Origin of the sequence: Dryocola baronae, assembly GCF_051297175.1 — a bacterium.
GTDB lineage: Bacteria > Pseudomonadota > Gammaproteobacteria > Enterobacterales > Enterobacteriaceae > Dryocola.
The window spans coordinates 687,042-705,696 of sequence record NZ_JBINNY010000001.1 but is presented as its reverse complement, the minus strand read 5'-3'; the positions used below and the strand labels follow the sequence as shown (position 1 = coordinate 705,696).

Sequence of the window (18,655 nt, the reverse complement as noted above, 5' to 3'; positions counted from 1 at the left end):
TTGAACATCCGCACGCTTCCCGCCTGCGGATGCGGAGAGGATTATGTCCACCGTAACAACTCGTACGCCCGCAAGGTCGCTCACCCTGCTCGGCTTTTTCGCCATCACCGCCTCAATGGTGATGGCCGTTTATGAATACCCGACTTTTGCCACCTCGGGCTTCAGCCTGATCTTCTTCCTGCTGATGGGCGGCATCTTCTGGTTTATTCCCGTCGGCCTGTGCGCCGCCGAAATGGCGACCGTCGAAGGCTGGCAGGAGGGCGGGCTTTTTGCCTGGGTTTCCAACACGCTCGGCCAGCGCTGGGGGTTTGCGGCGATATCCTTTAGCTATCTGCAAATCGCCATCGGCTTTATTCCGATGCTCTATTTTGTGCTCGGCGCGCTGTCCTACATTCTGAAATGGCCCGAGCTGAATACCGACCCGCTGGTGAAAACCGTGGCCGCGCTGGTGATCCTCTGGGGGCTTGCGCTAACCCAGTTCAAAGGCACCCGCTATACCGCGAGCATCGCCAAAATCGGCTTCTTCCTGGGCATCCTGTTCCCGGCCATTGTGCTGGTTGCGCTCGCCGTTGCGTGGCTGTGCCACGGCCAGCCTCTGGCGATTGAAATGTCGGCGAAAACCTTCTTCCCGGACTTCTCGCAGGTCGGCACTTTGGTGGTGTTTGTGGCGTTTGTGCTCAGCTATATGGGCGTGGAAGCCTCAGCTACCCACGTCAATGAGATGAACAACCCGGCGCGCGATTATCCTTTGGCGATGATCCTGCTGGTGATTGCCGCCATCGTGCTCAGCTCCATCGGCGGGCTGTCGGTTGCGGCGGTGATCCCGCATGACGAAATCAACCTTTCCGCTGGCGTGATGCAGGCGTTTAGCACGCTGATTGGCTATTACGGGCCGCAGTTTGAATGGGCGATCAGGGTGATTGCCGCGCTGCTGATGCTTGGCGTGCTGGCGGAAATCGCGTCGTGGATCGTTGGCCCTTCGCGCGGCATGCTGGTCACCGCTCAGAAAGGCCTGTTGCCCGCGCGCTTTGCCAAAGTGAATAAAAACGGCGTGCCCGTAGCACTAGTGATTTCCCAGCTGCTCATCACGTCGATTGCGCTGATCGTCCTCACCAATACCGGCGGCGGCAACAATATGTCCTTCCTGATTGCCCTGTCGCTGACCGTGGTGATTTACCTGTGCAGCTATCTGATGCTGTTCCTGGGCTACATTCAGCTGGTTCGCAAACAGCAGAATAAAAAACGCGCCTTCCAGGTGCCGGGCGGCAAAAAAGTCAAACTGCTGGTCGCCTGCTCGGGGCTGGTTATTTCGGTGCTGGCGTTCGTGGTGTCGTTTATTCCACCGTCGTCTTTACCCGGCGCGCACGCGCAGGATCTCTACGCCGATCTGCTGGTTGTCTGCTTCGTGCTGGTCTTCGTTCTGCCGTTTATCGTTTATCTGTTCCGCGACGGCAGCTACGGCAGGCAGGCGCCGGCTATCGAACCCGTAAACGTCGATAACGCACCGGCGGGCCATTTTTTCATTCACCCTAAAGCGCGTTCTTCGCACTTGCCTAAGTAATAGCTCCAGCGCCACCCCTCGTTCGCGGCGGGTGGCGCTGCGCTTATAACGCCCTACAAATTAAAAAGCCGCTTAGGGCGTATTACTCCAAATCCGCCCCGTTGCTGGCGATCACCTTCTTGTACCACCAGAACGATTTCTTGCGGGTGCGGGCAAGCGTGCCGTTGCCCCGATCGTCGCGGTCAACGTAGACAAAGCCGTAGCGCTTGCTCATCTCGCCGGTGGAGGCGGAAACCAGGTCGATGCAGCCCCATGAGGTGTAGCCGATCACCGGAATGCCGTCTTCGATGGCTTCGCCCATCGCCTTGATGTGGCTGCGCAGGTAGCTGATGCGGTAGTCGTCGTTGATTTCGCCCTGCTCGTTAATTTCGTCCTTCGCGCCGAGGCCGTTTTCCACCAGGAAGAGCGGCTTCTGGTAGCGGTCGTACATCATGTTCATGGTGATGCGCAGGCCCAGCGGGTCGATGCCCCAGCCCCATTCGCTCGCCTGGATGTGCGGGTTCTTGAGCGATTTAACGATGTTCGCCGCGTTCGTGTTTTGCTCGTTCATGTCCGCCGAGGCGCAGCGGGAGGCGTAATAGCTGAAGGAGACAAAATCGACGGTGTTTTTCAGGATCTCCGCGTCGCCCGGCGCCATCTCAACCGTAATGCCCTTTTCTTTAAAAACGCGCTTCGTATAGGCCGGATACGCGCCGCGCGCCTGCACGTCGATAAAGAACAGGTTCTCGCGGTCTTTTTCCAGCGCCGCCCACACGTCTTCCGGCCTGCACGACCACGGATAGAAGTTGCCGCCGGCCAGCATGCAGCCGACCTGGTTCGCCGGGTTTACCTCGTGGGCGATTTTGGTCGCCATCGCGCTGGCAATCAGCTCGTGGTGGACGGCCTGATATTTGATCTGCTCCTGGTTATCGTCTTTCTCAAACGCCAGGCCCGCGCCGGAGAACGGGCTGTGCAGCAGAATGTTGATTTCATTGAACGTCAGCCAGTACTTCACCAGCCCGTCGAAGGCCTCAAAGCAGGTGCGCGCGTAGTGGGTGAAAAATTCCACCATTTTGCGGCTGCGCCACGAGCCGTATTCACGCACCAGATGCATCGGCACGTCAAAATGGCACAGCGTGACCAGCGGCTCGATGCCGTGCTTTTTGCACTCGTTGAACACGTCGCGATAGAACGCGATGCCTTCCGCGTTCGGCACCTGCTCGTCGCCGTTGGGGAAAATACGGCTCCACGCGATGGAGGTGCGGAAAACGGTGAAACCCATTTCCGCCATCAATGCGATATCCTCCTTGTAGCGATGATAAAAGTCGATGGCCTGATGGCTCGGGTAGAACTCGTCGTCGCGCAGCGTGAAGCGCTTTTCCTGCCCCAGCTTGACCGCCATGCGGTTCTTGCCGTGCGGAATCGTATCGACGGTGGTCAGGCCTTTTCCGCCCTCAAGATAAGCGCCCTCGGCCTGGTTTGCCGCGAGCGCCCCGCCCCATAAAAAGCCTGCGGGGAAAATGGATTCGGCCATGAAATACCTCTTGTTCTTAACTAGTTAACTTTCACTGCCTGGCGCGCGACGGCAACAGGCGGTTGTTCATTTGCCGGTTCTTCGACCGGAATATCCTCAAAGCCGAGCACCAGCGTGAGGATGAAGGAGAGTACGACGGCGAGCGCCATCACGCCGAACACCCAGACGATGGTCATCGGGTTAGACGGGTCGAAGAACTGCACGCTGGTAAACAGGCCCGGCGAGGCCATGGAATGGCTGGCAAGCCCCGCTACGCCCGCCACGCCGCCGCAGACGAAGCCGCTGATAAGCGCGGCAATTAATGGGCGCTTGAGCCGCACCGCCACGCCGTAAAGTGCAGGTTCTGAAATGCCCGCAACGATAGCGGAAGCCGCCGCGGCCAACGCCGTCTGGCGCAGTTCCGGGTTTTTCGTTTTCCACGCCACGGCCAGCGACGAGCCGCCAAGCGACAGGTTAGCGCCGATTTCCGACGGCATCACCATGCCCTCTTTGCCGGTTTCCGCGATGGTCTGAATGATAGTTGGGGTAAATACGCGGTGCATGCCGGTCATGACCAGCAGCGGCCACAGCCCGCCCATGATCGCCACCGACAGCCAGCCCAAATAGCTGTGAACGGTATAAACCAGCGCCGAAATACCGCTGCCGATCCAGATGCCCAGCGGGCCAATCAGCAGGATGGCGATAGGTGCGGCGATCAGTACGATCAGCATCGGCTTGAGGAAGTTTTTGGTGACCGCCGGGGTGATTTTATCCACCCAGCGTTCGATGTATGACAGCAGCCAGGTCATCACCAGCGCCGGGATAACCGTATAGGTGTACTTCACCGCCGTGACGGAAAGCCCCATAAATTCAACGTGCTGGCCCTGCGCCGCTTTCGCCATCAGGTCGATAAAGCTTGGGTGAACCAGCACCCCGGCGATGGCGATCGCCAGCGACATGTTGGTTTTGAACTTCACCGCCGCGCTTGCCGCCACCATCACCGGCAGGAAGAAGAACGCGCCGTCGCCGATGACGGTGAGGATAATCAGCGTCGACGATCCTTTCTCAACGACGCCGGTCATCTCGAGGATCATCGCCAGCAGCTTGACCATTGAACCGCCGATGATCGCCGGGATCAGCGGCGACATGGTGCCGATCAGCGCGTCCAGAATACCCGCGCCGATGCGCTTAAGGCTGAGCCTGCCCTTTTCCGGCTGCGGGCGTTCGGCGACCGCGCCTTCCGGCAGCAGCTTCAGCACTTCGGCATAGGCCTGCGAAACCGTGTTACCGATAATCACCTGACACTGATTTTCGTTCCTGACCACTCCCAGCACGCCGCTGATGGCCTTCAGCCGCCCTGCATCTACCGCCGAATCGTCGTTGAGCACGAAGCGCAGGCGCGTCATGCAGTGGGTGACGGCAGCGATGTTGCTGGCTCCGCCGAGCGCGTCGACGATCGATTTTGATACTGCCGTATAATTTTTAGCCATAATTAACAGTTCTCAGGGGTAGGTAACCGGTTCCACACAAGAGTGTTAATATTGAATTATTAGATCAACTTAAAAATTTTTATTGTTTATAAATTGTGAAGAAGATCGCCCTAAGCGGCGGTTTTAGGGCGATTTTGTCGCGTTTGGCCCGCCGTGTAGAATAGGCGCAACTTTAAGGATCGAGGATTCCCCGATGTCGACCATGCTGGAAGTGGCAAAGAAAGCAGGCGTGTCAAAGGCTACCGTTTCGCGCGTACTTTCCGGTAAGGGATACGTTAGCGAGGCGACAAAAGAACAGGTTTATCAAGCCATTGAGCAAACCGGCTACCGCCCAAACCTGCTGGCGAGAAACCTGGCGAGCAGCAGCTCCCAGTGCATTGGCCTGGTGGTGACCAACACGCTGTACAACGGCAACTACTTCAGCGAGATCCTCACCCAGGCGGCGAAAAAGCTCGAGGATAACGGCCGCCAGCTGATTCTGATGGACGGCAAGCACAGCGCGCGGGAAGAGCGCGAGGCCATCCAGTTTCTGCTCGACCTGCAGTGCGACGCGATAATCATCTATCCGCGTTTTTTAACCGTCGACGAGATGGACGAGATCATCGAACAGCACCGGCAGCCGATCATGGTGGTGAACAGAAAGCTCAGAAAGCACCACAGCCACTGCATCTGCTGCGACCACAAAGGTGCCAGCTACAATGCCACGAAACGTCTGGTGGAGCGCGGCCACCGCGACATCGCGTTCCTCACCGGTTCGATGGACTCCCCGACGGCGCTCGAGCGCCTGTCCGGCTACAAAGAAGCGCTTAGCGCCTTTGATATTGCGCTACGTGACGACCTGATCGTGCAGGGAAAATGGACGCCCGCCAGCGGCTTTGGCGGCATAGAAGCGTTGTTAAATAAGGGAGTGACGTTCAGCGCCGTGTTGGCCAGCAACGACGAGATGGCGATTGGCGCTATCAAAAAGCTAAACGAAGCGGGTGTGAAGGTACCTGAAGAGGTTTCGGTTATCGGCTTCGATAATATCCCCACCGCGCCTTTCTTAAGCCCTTCGCTTTCCAGCGTCAAAGACCCGGTTAGCGACATGATGGGTGAAGTGATTAACCGCTTAATTTCCATGCTCGACGGCGGATATATACCGAAAGATAATGTTTTCACCTCGGAAATTATGCTGCGGGATTCGGTTAGCAGCGGGCCATATTATAAAAGTTAAAAAAAAGGGCCCTTTAAAAGGGCCCCATTAATAAGCAGATGACTTTATTTCAGCATATCTGCGGTAACGACAATTTTTGCAACCGTCGCTGGGTTTGGAGAAACGCGCTCAACGACGATTGTTTCACCGACGGAGATATCGCGCTCGTCAGATTCAACGCGTGTAACGTTGTTTTCTTTATTGGCTACGGTGCTGTAGAAACATTTTCCGTTATCGCAGTTGAAAATGTAATTACCCTTTTTCTTGTCGTCATTGATGACTTTTGCCACCCATGAAGAGCCTTCCGCGCTGTTCAGCTTCTCTTTATCAAAATCAACGCCGATATAAGGCACGTTGCCCTTTTTAAAGACCGTCAGGGATTTAACGCTGCCGTCGTTCAGAACCGGGTTATTTCCGTTAACCATTTCCTGAGTTACGACAACTTTACCGATAACGGCTTTGTTAGGCGTGGTGCGTGTAACGGTAACCGTCGCGCCCGGCTTGAGCAGGCTGCTCAGCTGACCCGTGCGCAGCGATACTTCGTTGCCGTAGTTATAGCGGTAGCTGTAATAGTTGGTTGTCCCTTCGGTGGAGAAGACGTATTTACCGTCAACTTCTACGCGATAGGCATGGCCATGTGTCAGCGCCGAAGGGTCAAGGTTAAGCGTGATTCGTTTTTCGTTATCGAAATTGGTCACGTACAGACCTTTCAACTCGTCAACATTGACGGACGGCGCAGGCAGGTAACGTACGGATTTAACCACGGTTGCCAGCGCTTTCTCGTAGGTATCGCCGCTCAGGTTAGCCACGCTGATACCGGCCAGGCCTTCAGACTGAATGTAGTTAATCTTCGCACGCAGGGACTGGTCGTCTTCGTAGGTATAGAAGTTTTTAGTCGATGCGCTATACACGTAAGGCACGCGCGCTTCACGGTCATAATAACGGTTGTATTTACCGCCGTTCAGCAGGCTAACCACGTCTGCATAGGAGGTATAGCCGTTTTTCGTGCCCATGTAGGTATCGTCCCACGGGCCGGTCAGGGTTGCGGAACCGCTGGTCAGCAGGCCTGGCAGGCCTTTAACCACTTCGGTCGGCTCAACGGAACTCCAGCCGTAGCCTGAGAAATCAACGCCCATCACCAGCTTGTTTTTCGGCACGTGATAGGTGTTCTGATACGCCTTCATGACCGCGTCAACGTTCAGATTTTTGTCGCTATCCTGAGAGCTGGCGAACAGGCCCGCACGGTGGCCGGTAACGTTATCCTGAGATGGCTTATGCATGTCATAAGCCGCGACGGTGATCGCATCCAGCAGCGGTGCGGTTTCCGTAGAGTTAACATATTGGATGTTGCGATAGTCACCGGTGACCGTTGCCGTCAGCTGGAAATACTTATCCTGCTGCTTGCCTTCCGCATCCAGCTTGGTGCGCAGATCCTGGATTAAACGGGTGAAGTTCAGGCGATCGGTTTCGGTATCGGTCTGCGTCCACTTGATGTTGATGCCGTCGAAGCTGTGCTTCAACATGTAGGCAACCATGCTGTCCGCCAGCGCATCAACGCTTTCAGGGGTGGTCAACGCATTCTCAAAGGTTTCGGCGTTATGGCGTGGATTGACTTCGTAGAACAGCTGTTCGCCGTTGCCGTTGATGGTGATCAGCTGCTTGATGTTTTTCATCACGCTGGTCGCATGCAGACGGCGCATCAGGTCTGGGCCGTTGGCAAAATCATCACCAATAATTTTGTGATTATTGATAATGGCGTCTTCGTAGTTCAGGTGGGTCAGCTTGTCGCCCCAGCCAGAGATCACGGCTTCCGGCGTCAGGTAAGGTTTACCTTCACGGATAGCTTCATCAACGCCACGTTCGGAGAAGGTGCCGATAAGCTTACGCTGTGCGGCAACGGCAGCTTTTTGCTCGTTTTGATAGGCAGCGGCTTTTTCTGCGGCCCACGGCGTAAAGACAAAGCGGCCCAGCTCACCTTCTTTTAATTCGGTTTCATCTGGCTGGGCGGCGCCCGGAATATCCAGGCCGTGTGCGGCCTCGGTTTCTTCCTGCGTTCTCCAGCTAGCGTCGGAACCTGGAATAGAGGTAGTGGATTCAATCGCCATATAATAATGACCATTGTATTCCACCCAGTTACCCGGAGACGCTTTCATTCCTGGTTCATAGACAATCCAGGAATTAGAGAATGGATAGAAGCGGGTATAGGTTCCCTCTTCATCAGGCGTATCCACATCCACAACAGGCGTCATGCCCTGGCCGGTATATTTATACCAGGTGGAATCAGAGCCAGGAATACTTGAGGTCGGGGCTAAAACTAAATAAATGCTATTGCGGTAGTCGACGTACATGCCGGTGGAATAGCTGCGGCCTTCTTCATAAAGAATTGCCGTGCCGTTAAATGCCGGATATTGCGCCATATCGTCCGGAGGCGTGTCGGTGGTTGCCTGGCGCACGGTAACGACGACATTACCGGCTAACGCCGGTAAATCATCATAGGAGACAAATCGTTTCCACACCTGGTCAGTGGACAATTTATACTCCATGGAGGTGTCCAGACCCTGAAGGGTGTTCTGGTCATCATTGGCAACTAAGGTAGAGGCAGCATGGGCGGTAAAACTTCCCGCAGAAAGCGCAAAGGCGATCAGCGAAACCAACGTTTTTTTATTCATTACACACAATCCTTATGTAAATTCATTTCACAAAGCAGCAAAAATTTGCTGCTAAAATATTCGCGTGTATGTTATCCGTTTCCGAAAATAAAATGTGCTTATATTTATTGGAGATAACTGGAATTATCCACTTAAAATATATTTAAGGCTTTTAGTCATTTAAATATGAAATATGTAAAGTTAAAATCATGTACGATTACGATACTTTACAATTCGGCATTAATGCACAATTACGGTATTAATTCCGTGCATTGGTATTTTTCCACCCTATTTATGCTTGATAATTACGCTCAAAATAACCAGCAGGAATATACAGATGGAAATCATTTATGCGGGGGATGTATCTATTCCTTAATTATGTTTAGAAAAAAAGTAGCATTAATTGCTTAGGCAAAAGCCATGCAAAACGGGTTTGCATGGCCGATCACAGGTTTTTTTCAAACTACTGGTAACGCTTTGTCACTTACTCACCTACTTTAACGATAAGCTTTCCGAAATTCTTGCCGACCAGCAGCCCCTGGAAAGCCTCAACGGCTTTTTCCAGGCCGTCGACAATATCTTCGCGGAACTGGATCTTGCCTTCGCTAAGCCACAGGCTCATCTGGGCGAAGAACTCGGGATAGCGGTCGCCGTAGTCCTGAGAAATGATAAAGCCCTGCACGCGCATGCGTTTTTTGAGAATGGTGCCCATCAGCAGCGGCAGGCGGTCGTGGCTCACGCCGCCGGTCGGCCCGTTGTACTGGCTTATCACGCCGCAGACGGGAATACGCGCTTTGGTGTTTAACAGCGGGAACACCGCGTCGAACACCGCGCCGCCGACGTTTTCAAAATAGACGTCGATGCCCTGCGGGCAGGCCTGCTTGAGCTGTTCGGCAAAGTCCGCGGCCTTATGGTCGATACAGGCGTCGAACTTCAGGGTTTCGGTCACGTAACGGCATTTCTCCGCGCCGCCCGCGATGCCGACAACGCGCGCACCGCGCAGCCTTGCCACCTGGCCTACCACGGAGCCGACCGCCCCGCTCGCCGCTGCAACCACCACGGTTTCGCCTTTCTGCGGATTGCCGATGTCCGTCAGACCCATGTAGCCGGTGAAGCCGGGCATGCCCAGCAGCCCAAGCGCGTAAGACGGGTGGCTCATGTCGGCATCCAGCTTTTGCAGACCGTCGCCGTTAGACAGCGCGTAATCCTGCCAGCCGGTGTAGGCCAGCACCAGATCGCCCTGCCGGTAATCAGGATGCTCGGACTGTTCCACCCGGCACACGGTGCCGCCGCATATCACATCGCCAATCGCCAGCGGCGCGGAGTAGGATTCGCTATCGTCCATGCGGCCGCGCATATACGGGTCGAGGGAAAGATAGAGCGTGCGCAGCAGCAGCTCGCCCTTGGCAGGCTGCGGAACGTTCGCTTCTTCAAGACGGATATCTTCGGTGGTCGGCATGCCCTGCGGGCGCTTCGCCAGCACAAAGCGGCGGTTAACGTGGGACGACTGCGTCATAACGATCTCCATAACGTGCGGAAAGGGAAACGTCGGGTAAACCCGACAAACGTTGTTACAGAGAGTGTAGGGCGGAAAGCCGCAAGCGCCATTCACCATTGATGCCCCAGAGTTAATGCAGCACCGTCACCGCGTCCTCAAGCCGCGTCGCCCGGTGTTTGACCATCGCGGAGACGTTCGCCCCTTCTTCCACCAGCGCGGCATTTTTCTGGGTGATGGTATCCAGCTCGGCAACGGCGCGGGTCAGGTCGGCCAGCCCTTCCGCCTGCTCGAGGGTGGCGTGGCTGATTTGCCCGAGCAGCTGCGTCACGTTTTGCACCTGGCTCACAATATCCTGCATGGTGCGCCCCGCCTCGTGAACCTGCACGGTGCCGGACTGCACCTTGCTGGCGCTGGCGTCAATCAGCTTACGGATGTCGTTTGCCGCAGCGGCACTGCGGCTCGCCAGGCTGCGCACTTCCCCGGCAACCACCGCGAAGCCTTTGCCCTGCTCGCCCGCGCGCGCCGCCTCTACCGCCGCGTTAAGCGCCAGGATATTGGTCTGGAAGGCAATGTCATTAATCAGGCTGGTGATAGAGCCGATGCGCTGGGTGCTGTCGGCGATATCGTCCATGGTGGTGACGACCGTTTCCATCGCCCGCCCGCCGTGCGCCGCCGCGTCGCTTGCCGAGCTGGAAAGCTTATCCGCCGCCGCCGCGGTTTCCGAGTTGTTCTGCACCGAGGCGGCCATCTGGTTCATGGTGGTGACCGTCTGCTGCACGTTTGCCACCGACTGGCGGGTGCGTTCGTTCAGCTCGTCGTTGCCCTTCGCCAGGGTTTCGCTGCCGCTGCGCACGCTTTCGATCTGGTGGCTGACGTCGTTAATCAGCCAGCGGCACATCAGCCCCAGCTGTCCGATGGCGCGCAGCGTCATGCCGACCTCGTCGGTGCGGGCCATGTGATCTATCTTCTGACGATTCCCCGTCGCGACCTCAAGCGCCTGGCGCGCAACGTTCTCCATCGGACGCGCGATCTGCCATTCCAGCAGGCCGCAGGTGATGGCGCTCGCAAGCGTCGCCACCGCCAGCATAACCGCGCTCTGCCCCGTCGCCAGCGCCGTCGCCACCAGCACGGCAAACAGCGTCAGCATCATCATGCGGATGCGCCCGCGCAGGGAAACCGTCGGCAGCCTGCCCAGCCAGCCTTTGCGCAGCGCCAGCCCCTTGAACAGGCGCCGGTTTGCTCGCCCCTCGTTCAGCGCTTTATACAGCGGCTCCACGGCTGCCACCTCTTCCGGCGTCGCTTTTGTGCGAATCGACATATAGCCGGTGGTTTTGCCGTGCCGCACCACCGGCACCGCGTTGGCGCGCACCCAGTAATGGTCGCCATTTTTGCGACGGTTTTTAACGATGCCGGTCCACGGCTCGCCCTGCTGGAGGGTAAACCACATGTCGGCAAAGGCCGCCTTCGGCATATCCGGATGGCGCACGAGGTTGTGCGGGACGCCGATAAGCTCGTCAAGCCGATAGCCGCTGACGTGGACGAAGGTATCGTTGGCGTGGGTCATGTAGCTTTGCAGATCGGTGGTGGACATGAGGGTAGTGTCGTCATCCAGCAAAAATTCGTGCTGTGTAACAGGGGCGCGCGCAGACATAGCAACTCCGTTGTGCAGATGTTCCAGTTGTTAATTTTTCTCTCTTAATGTTATTTCGGCGCTGCAAAAATTTACTTTAGCGGTTAAACTTGACGACGATCACACTTTTAAAATAAGCCACAGCATTTATAATGGCTTCCTCGCTCGACTACATTCCCTAATAATTTCATGTAGTTACTAATAGCGATTTCGTAGTACGACTAAGTGCTGCAGTTTTAGCCATCAAATCTTTATCGGCTCACTACACTTGGTAAGGGAGACAGCTTTGCTCCCGCAAGGAAAATAAAGAGGATAAGAATGTTAAAAAGGAAAAAGAAAGTCAGGCCTATCAAGGTCAGTGATGTCACTATCATTGACGATTCGCGCCTGAAAAAAGCGATTACCGCAGCTTCACTCGGGAACGCAATGGAGTGGTTTGACTTTGGTGTTTACGGCTTCGTCGCCTTTGCTCTCGGTAAGGTCTTCTTCCCGGATGCCAGCCCAAGCGTACAGATGATTGCCGCGCTCGGTACCTTCTCCGTTCCCTTCCTGATTCGTCCCCTTGGTGGCCTGTTCTTCGGCATGCTCGGCGATAAGTACGGTCGTCAGAAAATCCTGTCGATGACCATCATCATCATGTCGCTCAGTACCTTCTGTATTGGCCTGATCCCGTCTTACGAGACGATCGGCATCTGGGCGCCAATCCTGCTGTTACTGGCCAAAATGGCGCAGGGCTTCTCGGTCGGCGGCGAATACACCGGGGCATCCATCTTCGTGGCGGAATACTCCCCGGACCGTAAACGCGGCTTTATGGGCAGCTGGCTCGACTTCGGCTCCATTGCGGGCTTCGTCTGCGGCGCGGGCGTGGTCGTGCTGATCACCGCCATCGTCGGCGATGATAACTTCCTTGAGTGGGGCTGGCGTCTGCCGTTCTTCCTGGCGCTGCCGTTAGGGATTATCGGCCTGTACCTGCGTCATGCTCTGGAAGAAACTCCTGCCTTCCAGCAGCACGTTGAGAAGCTGGAACAGGGCGATAAAGAAGGCCTGAGCGACGGCCCGAAAGTCTCCTTTAAAGAGATTGCCACCAAGCACTGGCGCAGCCTGCTGACCTGTATCGGCATCGTGGTTTCGACCAACGTGACCTACTACATGCTGCTCACCTACATGCCGAGCTATTTGTCGCACAACCTGCACTATTCCGAAAGCCATGGAGTGCTGATCATCATCGCTATCATGGTCGGGATGCTGTTCGTGCAGCCGATTATCGGCCTGCTGAGCGACCGCTTCGGCCGCCGTCCGTTTATCGTCATCGGTAGCCTTGGGTTAATCATCTTCGCCATTCCGGCGTTTGTCCTGATTAACAGCAACGTGCTGGGGCTGATTTTTGCCGGTCTGCTGCTGCTGGCGGTGATACTCAACTGCTTTATCGGCGTAATGGCATCAACGCTTCCGGCGATGTTCCCAACGCACATCCGCTACAGCGCGCTGGCGAGTGCCTTTAACATCTCGGTACTGGTTGCTGGCCTGACGCCAACCATCGCCGCCTGGCTGGTTGAGTCCACCGAAAACCTGATGATGCCCGCGTATTATCTGATGGTGTTCGCCGCGCTGGGCCTGATTACCGGCCTGACGATGAAAGAAACCGCCAACAAGCCGCTGAAAGGGGCAACCCCTGCCGCGTCCGATATTGCCGAAGCGCGCGAAATCGTGCAGGAGCATCACGATAATATCGAGCAGAAAATCGAAGATATCGATCGTGAAATCGAAGCGCTGCAGGCCAAACGTTCTAACCTGGTGGATCAGCACCCTCGCATCAACGAGTAACGGTTAATCGCTGCAAACAAGCCGGGCAACTGCCCGGCTTTTTTCATTCCATAAAGACATTCGATATATCCTATATTTATAAGCAAAGTCTGTTTTGGACTTTGCGAAACGCCGTATCTCACCTAACGTAATCAGGTCACAAAATAACAACCAAAAACTAACCTTCCTTTTTACGCAGGGTGCACTCATGCAAAGAAAAGTACTGCCTTTACTGCTGCTGGCGGCGTTATCGGCCGGCGCGTCCGCGGCTACTCCGCCCAACACGTTAGTCGTAGCCCAGGGGCTGGACGATATCGTCAGCCTCGACCCGGCGGAAGCGAACGAGCTTTCCAGCATCCAGACCGTGCCAAGCCTCTACCAGCGCCTGGTGCAGGCCGACCGAGAAGACCCGGCGAAGGTTATCCCCGTGCTTGCCGAAAGCTGGCAGGGCGATGCGGCAAATAAAAAGCTGACCATTAAGCTGCGCCCCGACGCCAAATTTGCCTCCGGCAACCCGCTGCGCCCGGAAGACGTGATTTTCTCCTACACCCGCGCGGTCACGCTCAACAAGTCCCCGGCGTTTATCCTGAACGTCCTCGGCTGGCAGCCGGACAACATCGCGTCCCAGCTTAAAAAGGTGGATGACCACACGCTTGAGCTGCACTGGACGGCGGACGTCAGCCCGGCGGTAGCGCTGAATATTCTCTCCACGCCGATTGCCTCTATCGTCGATGAAAAGGCCGTCACGCCAAACGTGAAGGCGGGCGACTTCGGCAACGCGTGGCTGAAAATGCACTCGGCGGGCAGCGGCCCGTTCAAAATGCGCGTCTACCAGCCGCACCAGGCCATCGTTTTAGACGCCAACCCAACGTCACCGGGCGACGCGCCTAAAGTTAAAAACATCATCATTAAAAACGTGCCCGACCCGGCCGCCCGCCGTCTGCTGATTCAGCAGGGTGACGCGGACATCGCCCGCGACCTGGGCGCGGATCAGACCAGCGCGCTGGAAGGCAAACCGGGCGTAAAAGTGCTGAGCATCCCGTCCACCGAGCAGAACTATATGGTGTTCAACGTTGGCAACGGCGCTAACCCGCTGCTGAAAAACCCGGCCCTGTGGGAAGCGGCGCGCTACCTGGTCGACTATGAAGGCATTACCAAAGACCTGCTGAAAGGCCAGTATTTCGTGCACCAGAGCTTCCTGCCGGTCGGCTTTGCCGGGGCGCTGGATAACAACCCGTTCAAGTTTGACCCGGCGAAGGCGAAAGAGATCCTCGCCAGGGCGGGCATCAAAGACGCGCACTTCACGCTGGACGTGGAAAACAAGCCGCCGTTTATCACCCTCGCGCAGTCCATGCAGGCGAGCTTCGCCCAGGGCGGCGTGAAGATCGACCTGCTGCCGGCGGCGGGTAGCCAGGTTTACGCCCGCGTGCGCGCCAAACAGCATCAGGCCGCCATCCGTCTGTGGATCCCGGACTATTTCGACGCCCACTCCAACGCCAGCGCGTTCGCGTTTAACGACGGCAAGGCGAGCACCGTGGCGGGACTCAACGGCTGGCAGATCCCGGAGCTGAACAAGCAGACGCTGGCCGCCGTAGCCGAAGCCGATCCGGCTAAACGCCTCGAGCTGTACAAGATAATTCAGGAGGAGCTACAGCGCAGCTCGCCGTACGTGTTTGTCGACCAGGGCAAAACGCAAATCGTGGTGCGCGACAACGTGAAGGGCTACCAGCAGGGGCTGAATGCGGACATGGTTTATTACGATAAAGTGAGTAAGTAATCCCACACGTATAGCGTAGGGCGGGTGAGCAAATGCGCCATCCGCCGATAATATTGTGGTGGATGGCGCTGACGCTTATCCACCCTACTTTTTCATGCCAAGAGTTAAAATGACCCTCGCCTCGCCACATTTACGCCGCACGCTGCTGACCCTTTTCCAGGGCCTGTTTACCCTGGCGCTCACGCTCGTCGGCCTGCTGCTGATTACCTTTGCGCTGTCGGCACTTTCCCCCGTAGACCGCGTGCTGCAAATCGTCGGTGACCACGCAAGCCAGGCGACCTACGACCAGGTGCGCCACCAGCTCGGGCTGGACAGGCCGCTGCCCGTGCAGTTCTGGCATTACCTTACCCAGCTTGCCCACGGTGATTTAGGCACCGCCAGCGCCACCGGCCAGCCCGTGCTGCGGGATTTGCTTTCAGCCTTCCCCGCGACCCTTGAGCTTGCCACCCTGGCGCTGATTATCGGCAGCGTGCTGGGCATAATTTTCGGCGTGCTTTGTGCACGCTTCGCGGGTTCGCCGTGGGATTTAGCCGTGCGCACCTTTACGCTGCTCGGCAACTCCGTGCCGATTTTCTGGCTCGGCCTGCTGATGCTGGCGCTGTTTTACGCGCGCCTGCAGTGGAGCGCGGGGCCGGGGCGGCTGGACGATATCTACCAGTACAGCGTGGAGGCGAAAACCGGGTTCGTGCTCATCGACACCTGGCTTTCGGGCGACCGGGACGCCTTCCTGAACGCCATCAACCATCTTGCCCTGCCGGTGCTGCTGCTCGCCTACTATTCGCTCGCCAGCATCACGCGCCTCACGCGTACCGCCTGCCTGAGCGAAATGAACAAAGAGTACATCACCCTCGCGCGCGCCAAAGGCGCCGGGGAAATGACGATTCTGGTGCGCCACGTGCTGCCAAACATTCGCGGCACGCTGTTCACGGTTATCGCGCTTGCTTATACCTCGATGCTGGAAGGCGCGGTGCTGACCGAAACGGTTTTCTCCTGGCCGGGCATTGGCCGCTACCTGACCACCGCGCTGTTCGCCGGGGACACCACCGCGATTATGGGCGGCACGCTGCTCATCGGCGTGTCGTTCGTGATTATCAATAACCTGACCGACGTGCTCGTGCGTGTCACCGACCCGAGGGTGCGCTGATGCCGTCCTATGTGTTTTTGCGGCGCATGATGCGCTCTCCGGCGGCGGTCTGCGGGCTGACGATTATCGCGCTGCTGGTGCTTATCGCCCTCTTCGCCCCGCTGCTCGCGCCGTTCGATCCGAACTGGCAGGACGCCGCCGCGCGCCTGCAGGCCCCTAACGCGCAGCACTGGCTGGGCACCGACAGCTACGGCCGCGATTTGCTGTCGCGCCTGCTGTACGGCACGCGCCCGGCCCTTGGCCTCGTGCTGCTGGTGACGGCGATCACCCTGCCGGTTGGGCTGCTGATTGGCATTCTGTCCGGCTACTACGGCGGCTGGCTGGAGCGCGTGCTGATGCGCTTTACCGACGTGGTGATGTCGATGCCGCGCCTGATTCTGGCCTTCGCCTTTGTGGCGATGCTCGGCCCGGGCCTCGTCAACGGCGCGCTGGCGCTGGCGCTGACAACCTGGCCTGCCTACGCGCGGCAGGCGCGCAGCGAAATCCAGCGTCTGCGCCACAGCGACTATCTTGCCGCCGCCGAGATGATGGGCATTCGCGGCCTGCGCCTGCTGGCGGGGCACATCCTGCCGCTGTGCCTGCCGTCGGCGATTGTGCGCCTGGCGCTGGATCTGGCGGGCATTATTCTGGCCGCCGCCGGGCTTGGTTTCCTGGGCCTCGGCGCAAGGCCGCCGATGGCGGAATGGGGGGCGATGATCGCCGATGGAATGCAGGTCATTTTCGACCAGTGGTGGATAGCCGCCGTTCCCGGCACAGCCATTCTCATCGCAAGCCTGGCGTTTAACCTGCTGGGCGACGGATTACGCGACGTGCTGGAGCACGAACATGACTGAAAATCGTATTGAAGTTGCCGGGCTGAACATCGACTATCCCGGCGCGCGCGTGGTGGACAACCTCTCGTTTACGCTGGGTAACGAACGCCTGGCGCTGGTCGGCGAGTCCGGGTCCGGCAAGTCGATGACCGCCCGCGCGCTGATGGGGCTGGTGCGCAGGCCGGGCAAAGTGAGCGCCGGACGGCTTAACGTGCTCGGCAACGATCTGCTGCACATGAAAAACAGCGGCTGGCAGCGCCTGCGCGGGAACGATATTGCGATGGTTTTACAGGACCCGCGCTACGCGCTGAACCCGGTGAAAAACGTGGCGCAGCAGATAGACGAAGCGCTGCGCCTGCATCAGAACCTTTCCACCAGCCAACGTCGGGAGCGGGTCCGTGAAGTGATTAACTCGGTGGGGCTACAGGACAGCGTGCTGGGCCGTTATCCGGCGGAACTTTCCGGCGGCATGGGCCAGCGCGTGATGATCGCCATCGCGCTGGTCAACAATCCCAAAGTGCTGATCGCCGACGAGCCGACCTCCGCGCTCGACGCTCGCCTGCGCAATCAGATCCTCGAACTGCTGGTTGAACAGTGCGAACGGCGGCAGATGGCGATGCTGCTGATTAGCCACGACCTGCCGCTGGTGGCGGAACACTGCCACCGCGTGCTGGTGATGTATCAGGGGCAGAAGGTGGACGAAATGGCCGCCAGCGCGTTATCCAGCGCAACGCATCCTTACACCCGCACGCTGTGGACCTGCCGTCCGAACGCCGCGACCTACGGCATGATGCTGCCCACGCTTGACCGCACTCAAAACCTTCAGGGAGAGGCCCATGGCGATCGTTGAAGTAAAAAACCTGGGCGTGCAGTTTTCCGCCAAAGGCCAGACGAAAATCGCCGTCAGCGGCGCGAGCTTCGACATTAACGAAGGCGAAACCTTTAGCCTTATCGGCGCATCGGGCTGCGGGAAATCGACCATCCTGCGGGTGCTGGCCGGACTTCAGCGGGAGTGGCAGGGCGAGGTTAACCTGCTCGGCGGTGCGGTTAGGCCCGGCAGCCGTTTTCAGGGCGCGCTCAGGCGCAACGTGCAGATGGTGTTTCAGGACCCGTACGCGTCGCTGCATCCTAACCACACGCTGTACCGCACGCTGGCCGAGCCGCTGGCGATTCACGGCGAGGATAAGCGGGCTGTTCCGGGCCGCGTCGAAGAGGCGTTATTGCAGGTTGGCCTGGCGGCAGACGCCGCGAAACGCTATCCGCACCAGCTTTCCGGCGGGCAGCGGCAGCGCGTGGCCATCGCCCGTGCGCTGCTGCTGCGCCCGAAGATTCTGCTGCTGGACGAGCCAACCTCCGCGCTGGATATGTCGGTGCAGGCGGAAATCCTCAACCTGCTCAACCGGCTGAAGCAGCAGTTCGGCATGACCTACCTGCTGGTCAGCCACGACGCCGACGTGATTGCCCATATGTCTGACCGCGCGGCGTTTATGTCGCAGGGTGCTATTCAGCAGGAATACCGCCGTGCCGACCTGGTGCGCGGCCTGCACAGAATGGATATCGCACGCTAAAAGTGCGGGCTGCACCCCGGCGGTGCAGCTATCCGCAGAA

Annotated in this window: 13 protein-coding genes; 8 read left to right on the top strand and 5 right to left on the bottom strand. The window is 57.7% G+C overall.

The window, feature by feature from the left end; genetic code table 11:
• Nucleotides 1-43 precede the first annotated feature (43 nt).
• Nucleotides 44-1,561, top strand: a complete 1,518-nt coding sequence (gene gadC, locus ACSPHG_RS03300; protein WP_435952113.1) for a glutamate/gamma-aminobutyrate antiporter — start codon at nucleotides 44-46, stop codon at nucleotides 1,559-1,561.
• Nucleotides 1,562-1,643: 82 nt separating this feature from the next.
• Here gadC and ACSPHG_RS03295 read toward each other — a convergent pair whose 3' ends face one another.
• Nucleotides 1,644-3,074, bottom strand: a complete 1,431-nt coding sequence (locus tag ACSPHG_RS03295) for a 6-phospho-beta-glucosidase (RefSeq protein ID WP_435952112.1) — start codon at nucleotides 3,072-3,074, stop codon at nucleotides 1,644-1,646.
• Nucleotides 3,075-3,094: 20 nt separating this feature from the next.
• Nucleotides 3,095-4,543, bottom strand: coding sequence for a PTS cellobiose/arbutin/salicin transporter subunit IIBC (gene ascF, locus ACSPHG_RS03290; protein ID WP_435952111.1), 1,449 nt, complete (start codon nucleotides 4,541-4,543; stop codon nucleotides 3,095-3,097).
• Nucleotides 4,544-4,736: 193 nt separating this feature from the next.
• On the opposite strand from ascF, the gene ACSPHG_RS03285 reads away from it, so the two are divergent.
• Nucleotides 4,737-5,756: a LacI family DNA-binding transcriptional regulator gene (locus tag ACSPHG_RS03285; protein ID WP_435952110.1), complete on the top strand. Its 1,020-nt coding sequence runs from the start codon at nucleotides 4,737-4,739 to the stop codon at nucleotides 5,754-5,756.
• A gap of 44 nt (nucleotides 5,757-5,800) precedes the next feature.
• Here the strand turns inward: ACSPHG_RS03285 and ACSPHG_RS03280 are convergent, their stop codons facing one another.
• The 3 genes from ACSPHG_RS03280 to ACSPHG_RS03270 form a co-directional block, all read right to left on the bottom strand.
• Nucleotides 5,801-8,404, bottom strand: a complete 2,604-nt coding sequence (locus ACSPHG_RS03280; RefSeq protein WP_435952108.1) for a glycoside hydrolase family 18 protein — start codon at nucleotides 8,402-8,404, stop codon at nucleotides 5,801-5,803.
• Nucleotides 8,405-8,867: 463 nt separating this feature from the next.
• Nucleotides 8,868-9,899, bottom strand: coding sequence for an NADPH-dependent curcumin/dihydrocurcumin reductase (curA, locus tag ACSPHG_RS03275; protein ID WP_435952107.1), 1,032 nt, complete (start codon nucleotides 9,897-9,899; stop codon nucleotides 8,868-8,870).
• A 112-nt stretch (nucleotides 9,900-10,011) separates the two neighbouring features.
• The gene (locus tag ACSPHG_RS03270) at nucleotides 10,012-11,532 is read right to left on the bottom strand and encodes a methyl-accepting chemotaxis protein (protein WP_435952105.1); all 1,521 of its coding nucleotides are present in this window, start codon (nucleotides 11,530-11,532) and stop codon (nucleotides 10,012-10,014) included.
• A 297-nt stretch (nucleotides 11,533-11,829) separates the two neighbouring features.
• Here ACSPHG_RS03270 and proP point away from each other — a divergent pair, with 297 nt between their 5' ends.
• The 6 genes from proP to ACSPHG_RS03240 all read left to right on the top strand — a co-directional run bounded on the left by proP (nucleotide 11,830) and on the right by ACSPHG_RS03240 (nucleotide 18,615).
• Nucleotides 11,830-13,335: a glycine betaine/L-proline transporter ProP gene (gene proP / locus ACSPHG_RS03265; protein WP_435952104.1), complete on the top strand. Its 1,506-nt coding sequence runs from the start codon at nucleotides 11,830-11,832 to the stop codon at nucleotides 13,333-13,335.
• Between the two features lie 187 nt (nucleotides 13,336-13,522).
• Nucleotides 13,523-15,091 (top strand): ABC transporter substrate-binding protein, encoded by a 1,569-nt coding sequence (locus ACSPHG_RS03260; RefSeq protein ID WP_435952103.1) that lies wholly within the window; start codon nucleotides 13,523-13,525, stop codon nucleotides 15,089-15,091.
• Nucleotides 15,092-15,200: 109 nt separating this feature from the next.
• Nucleotides 15,201-16,235 (top strand): ABC transporter permease, encoded by a 1,035-nt coding sequence (locus tag ACSPHG_RS03255; RefSeq protein WP_435952102.1) that lies wholly within the window; start codon nucleotides 15,201-15,203, stop codon nucleotides 16,233-16,235.
• The gene (locus ACSPHG_RS03250) at nucleotides 16,235-17,068 is read left to right on the top strand and encodes an ABC transporter permease (protein WP_435952101.1); all 834 of its coding nucleotides are present in this window, start codon (nucleotides 16,235-16,237) and stop codon (nucleotides 17,066-17,068) included. The genes ACSPHG_RS03255 and ACSPHG_RS03250 overlap by 1 nt, the downstream gene beginning before the upstream one ends.
• A complete protein-coding gene (locus ACSPHG_RS03245; RefSeq protein WP_435952100.1) occupies nucleotides 17,061-17,897 on the top strand; it encodes an ABC transporter ATP-binding protein in 837 nt (278 codons plus the stop codon). Before ACSPHG_RS03250 ends, ACSPHG_RS03245 begins: the two co-directional genes overlap by 8 nt.
• Nucleotides 17,884-18,615 (top strand): ABC transporter ATP-binding protein, encoded by a 732-nt coding sequence (locus ACSPHG_RS03240; protein ID WP_435952099.1) that lies wholly within the window; start codon nucleotides 17,884-17,886, stop codon nucleotides 18,613-18,615. The genes ACSPHG_RS03245 and ACSPHG_RS03240 overlap by 14 nt, the downstream gene beginning before the upstream one ends.
• The last annotated feature ends 40 nt before the right edge of the window (nucleotides 18,616-18,655 follow it).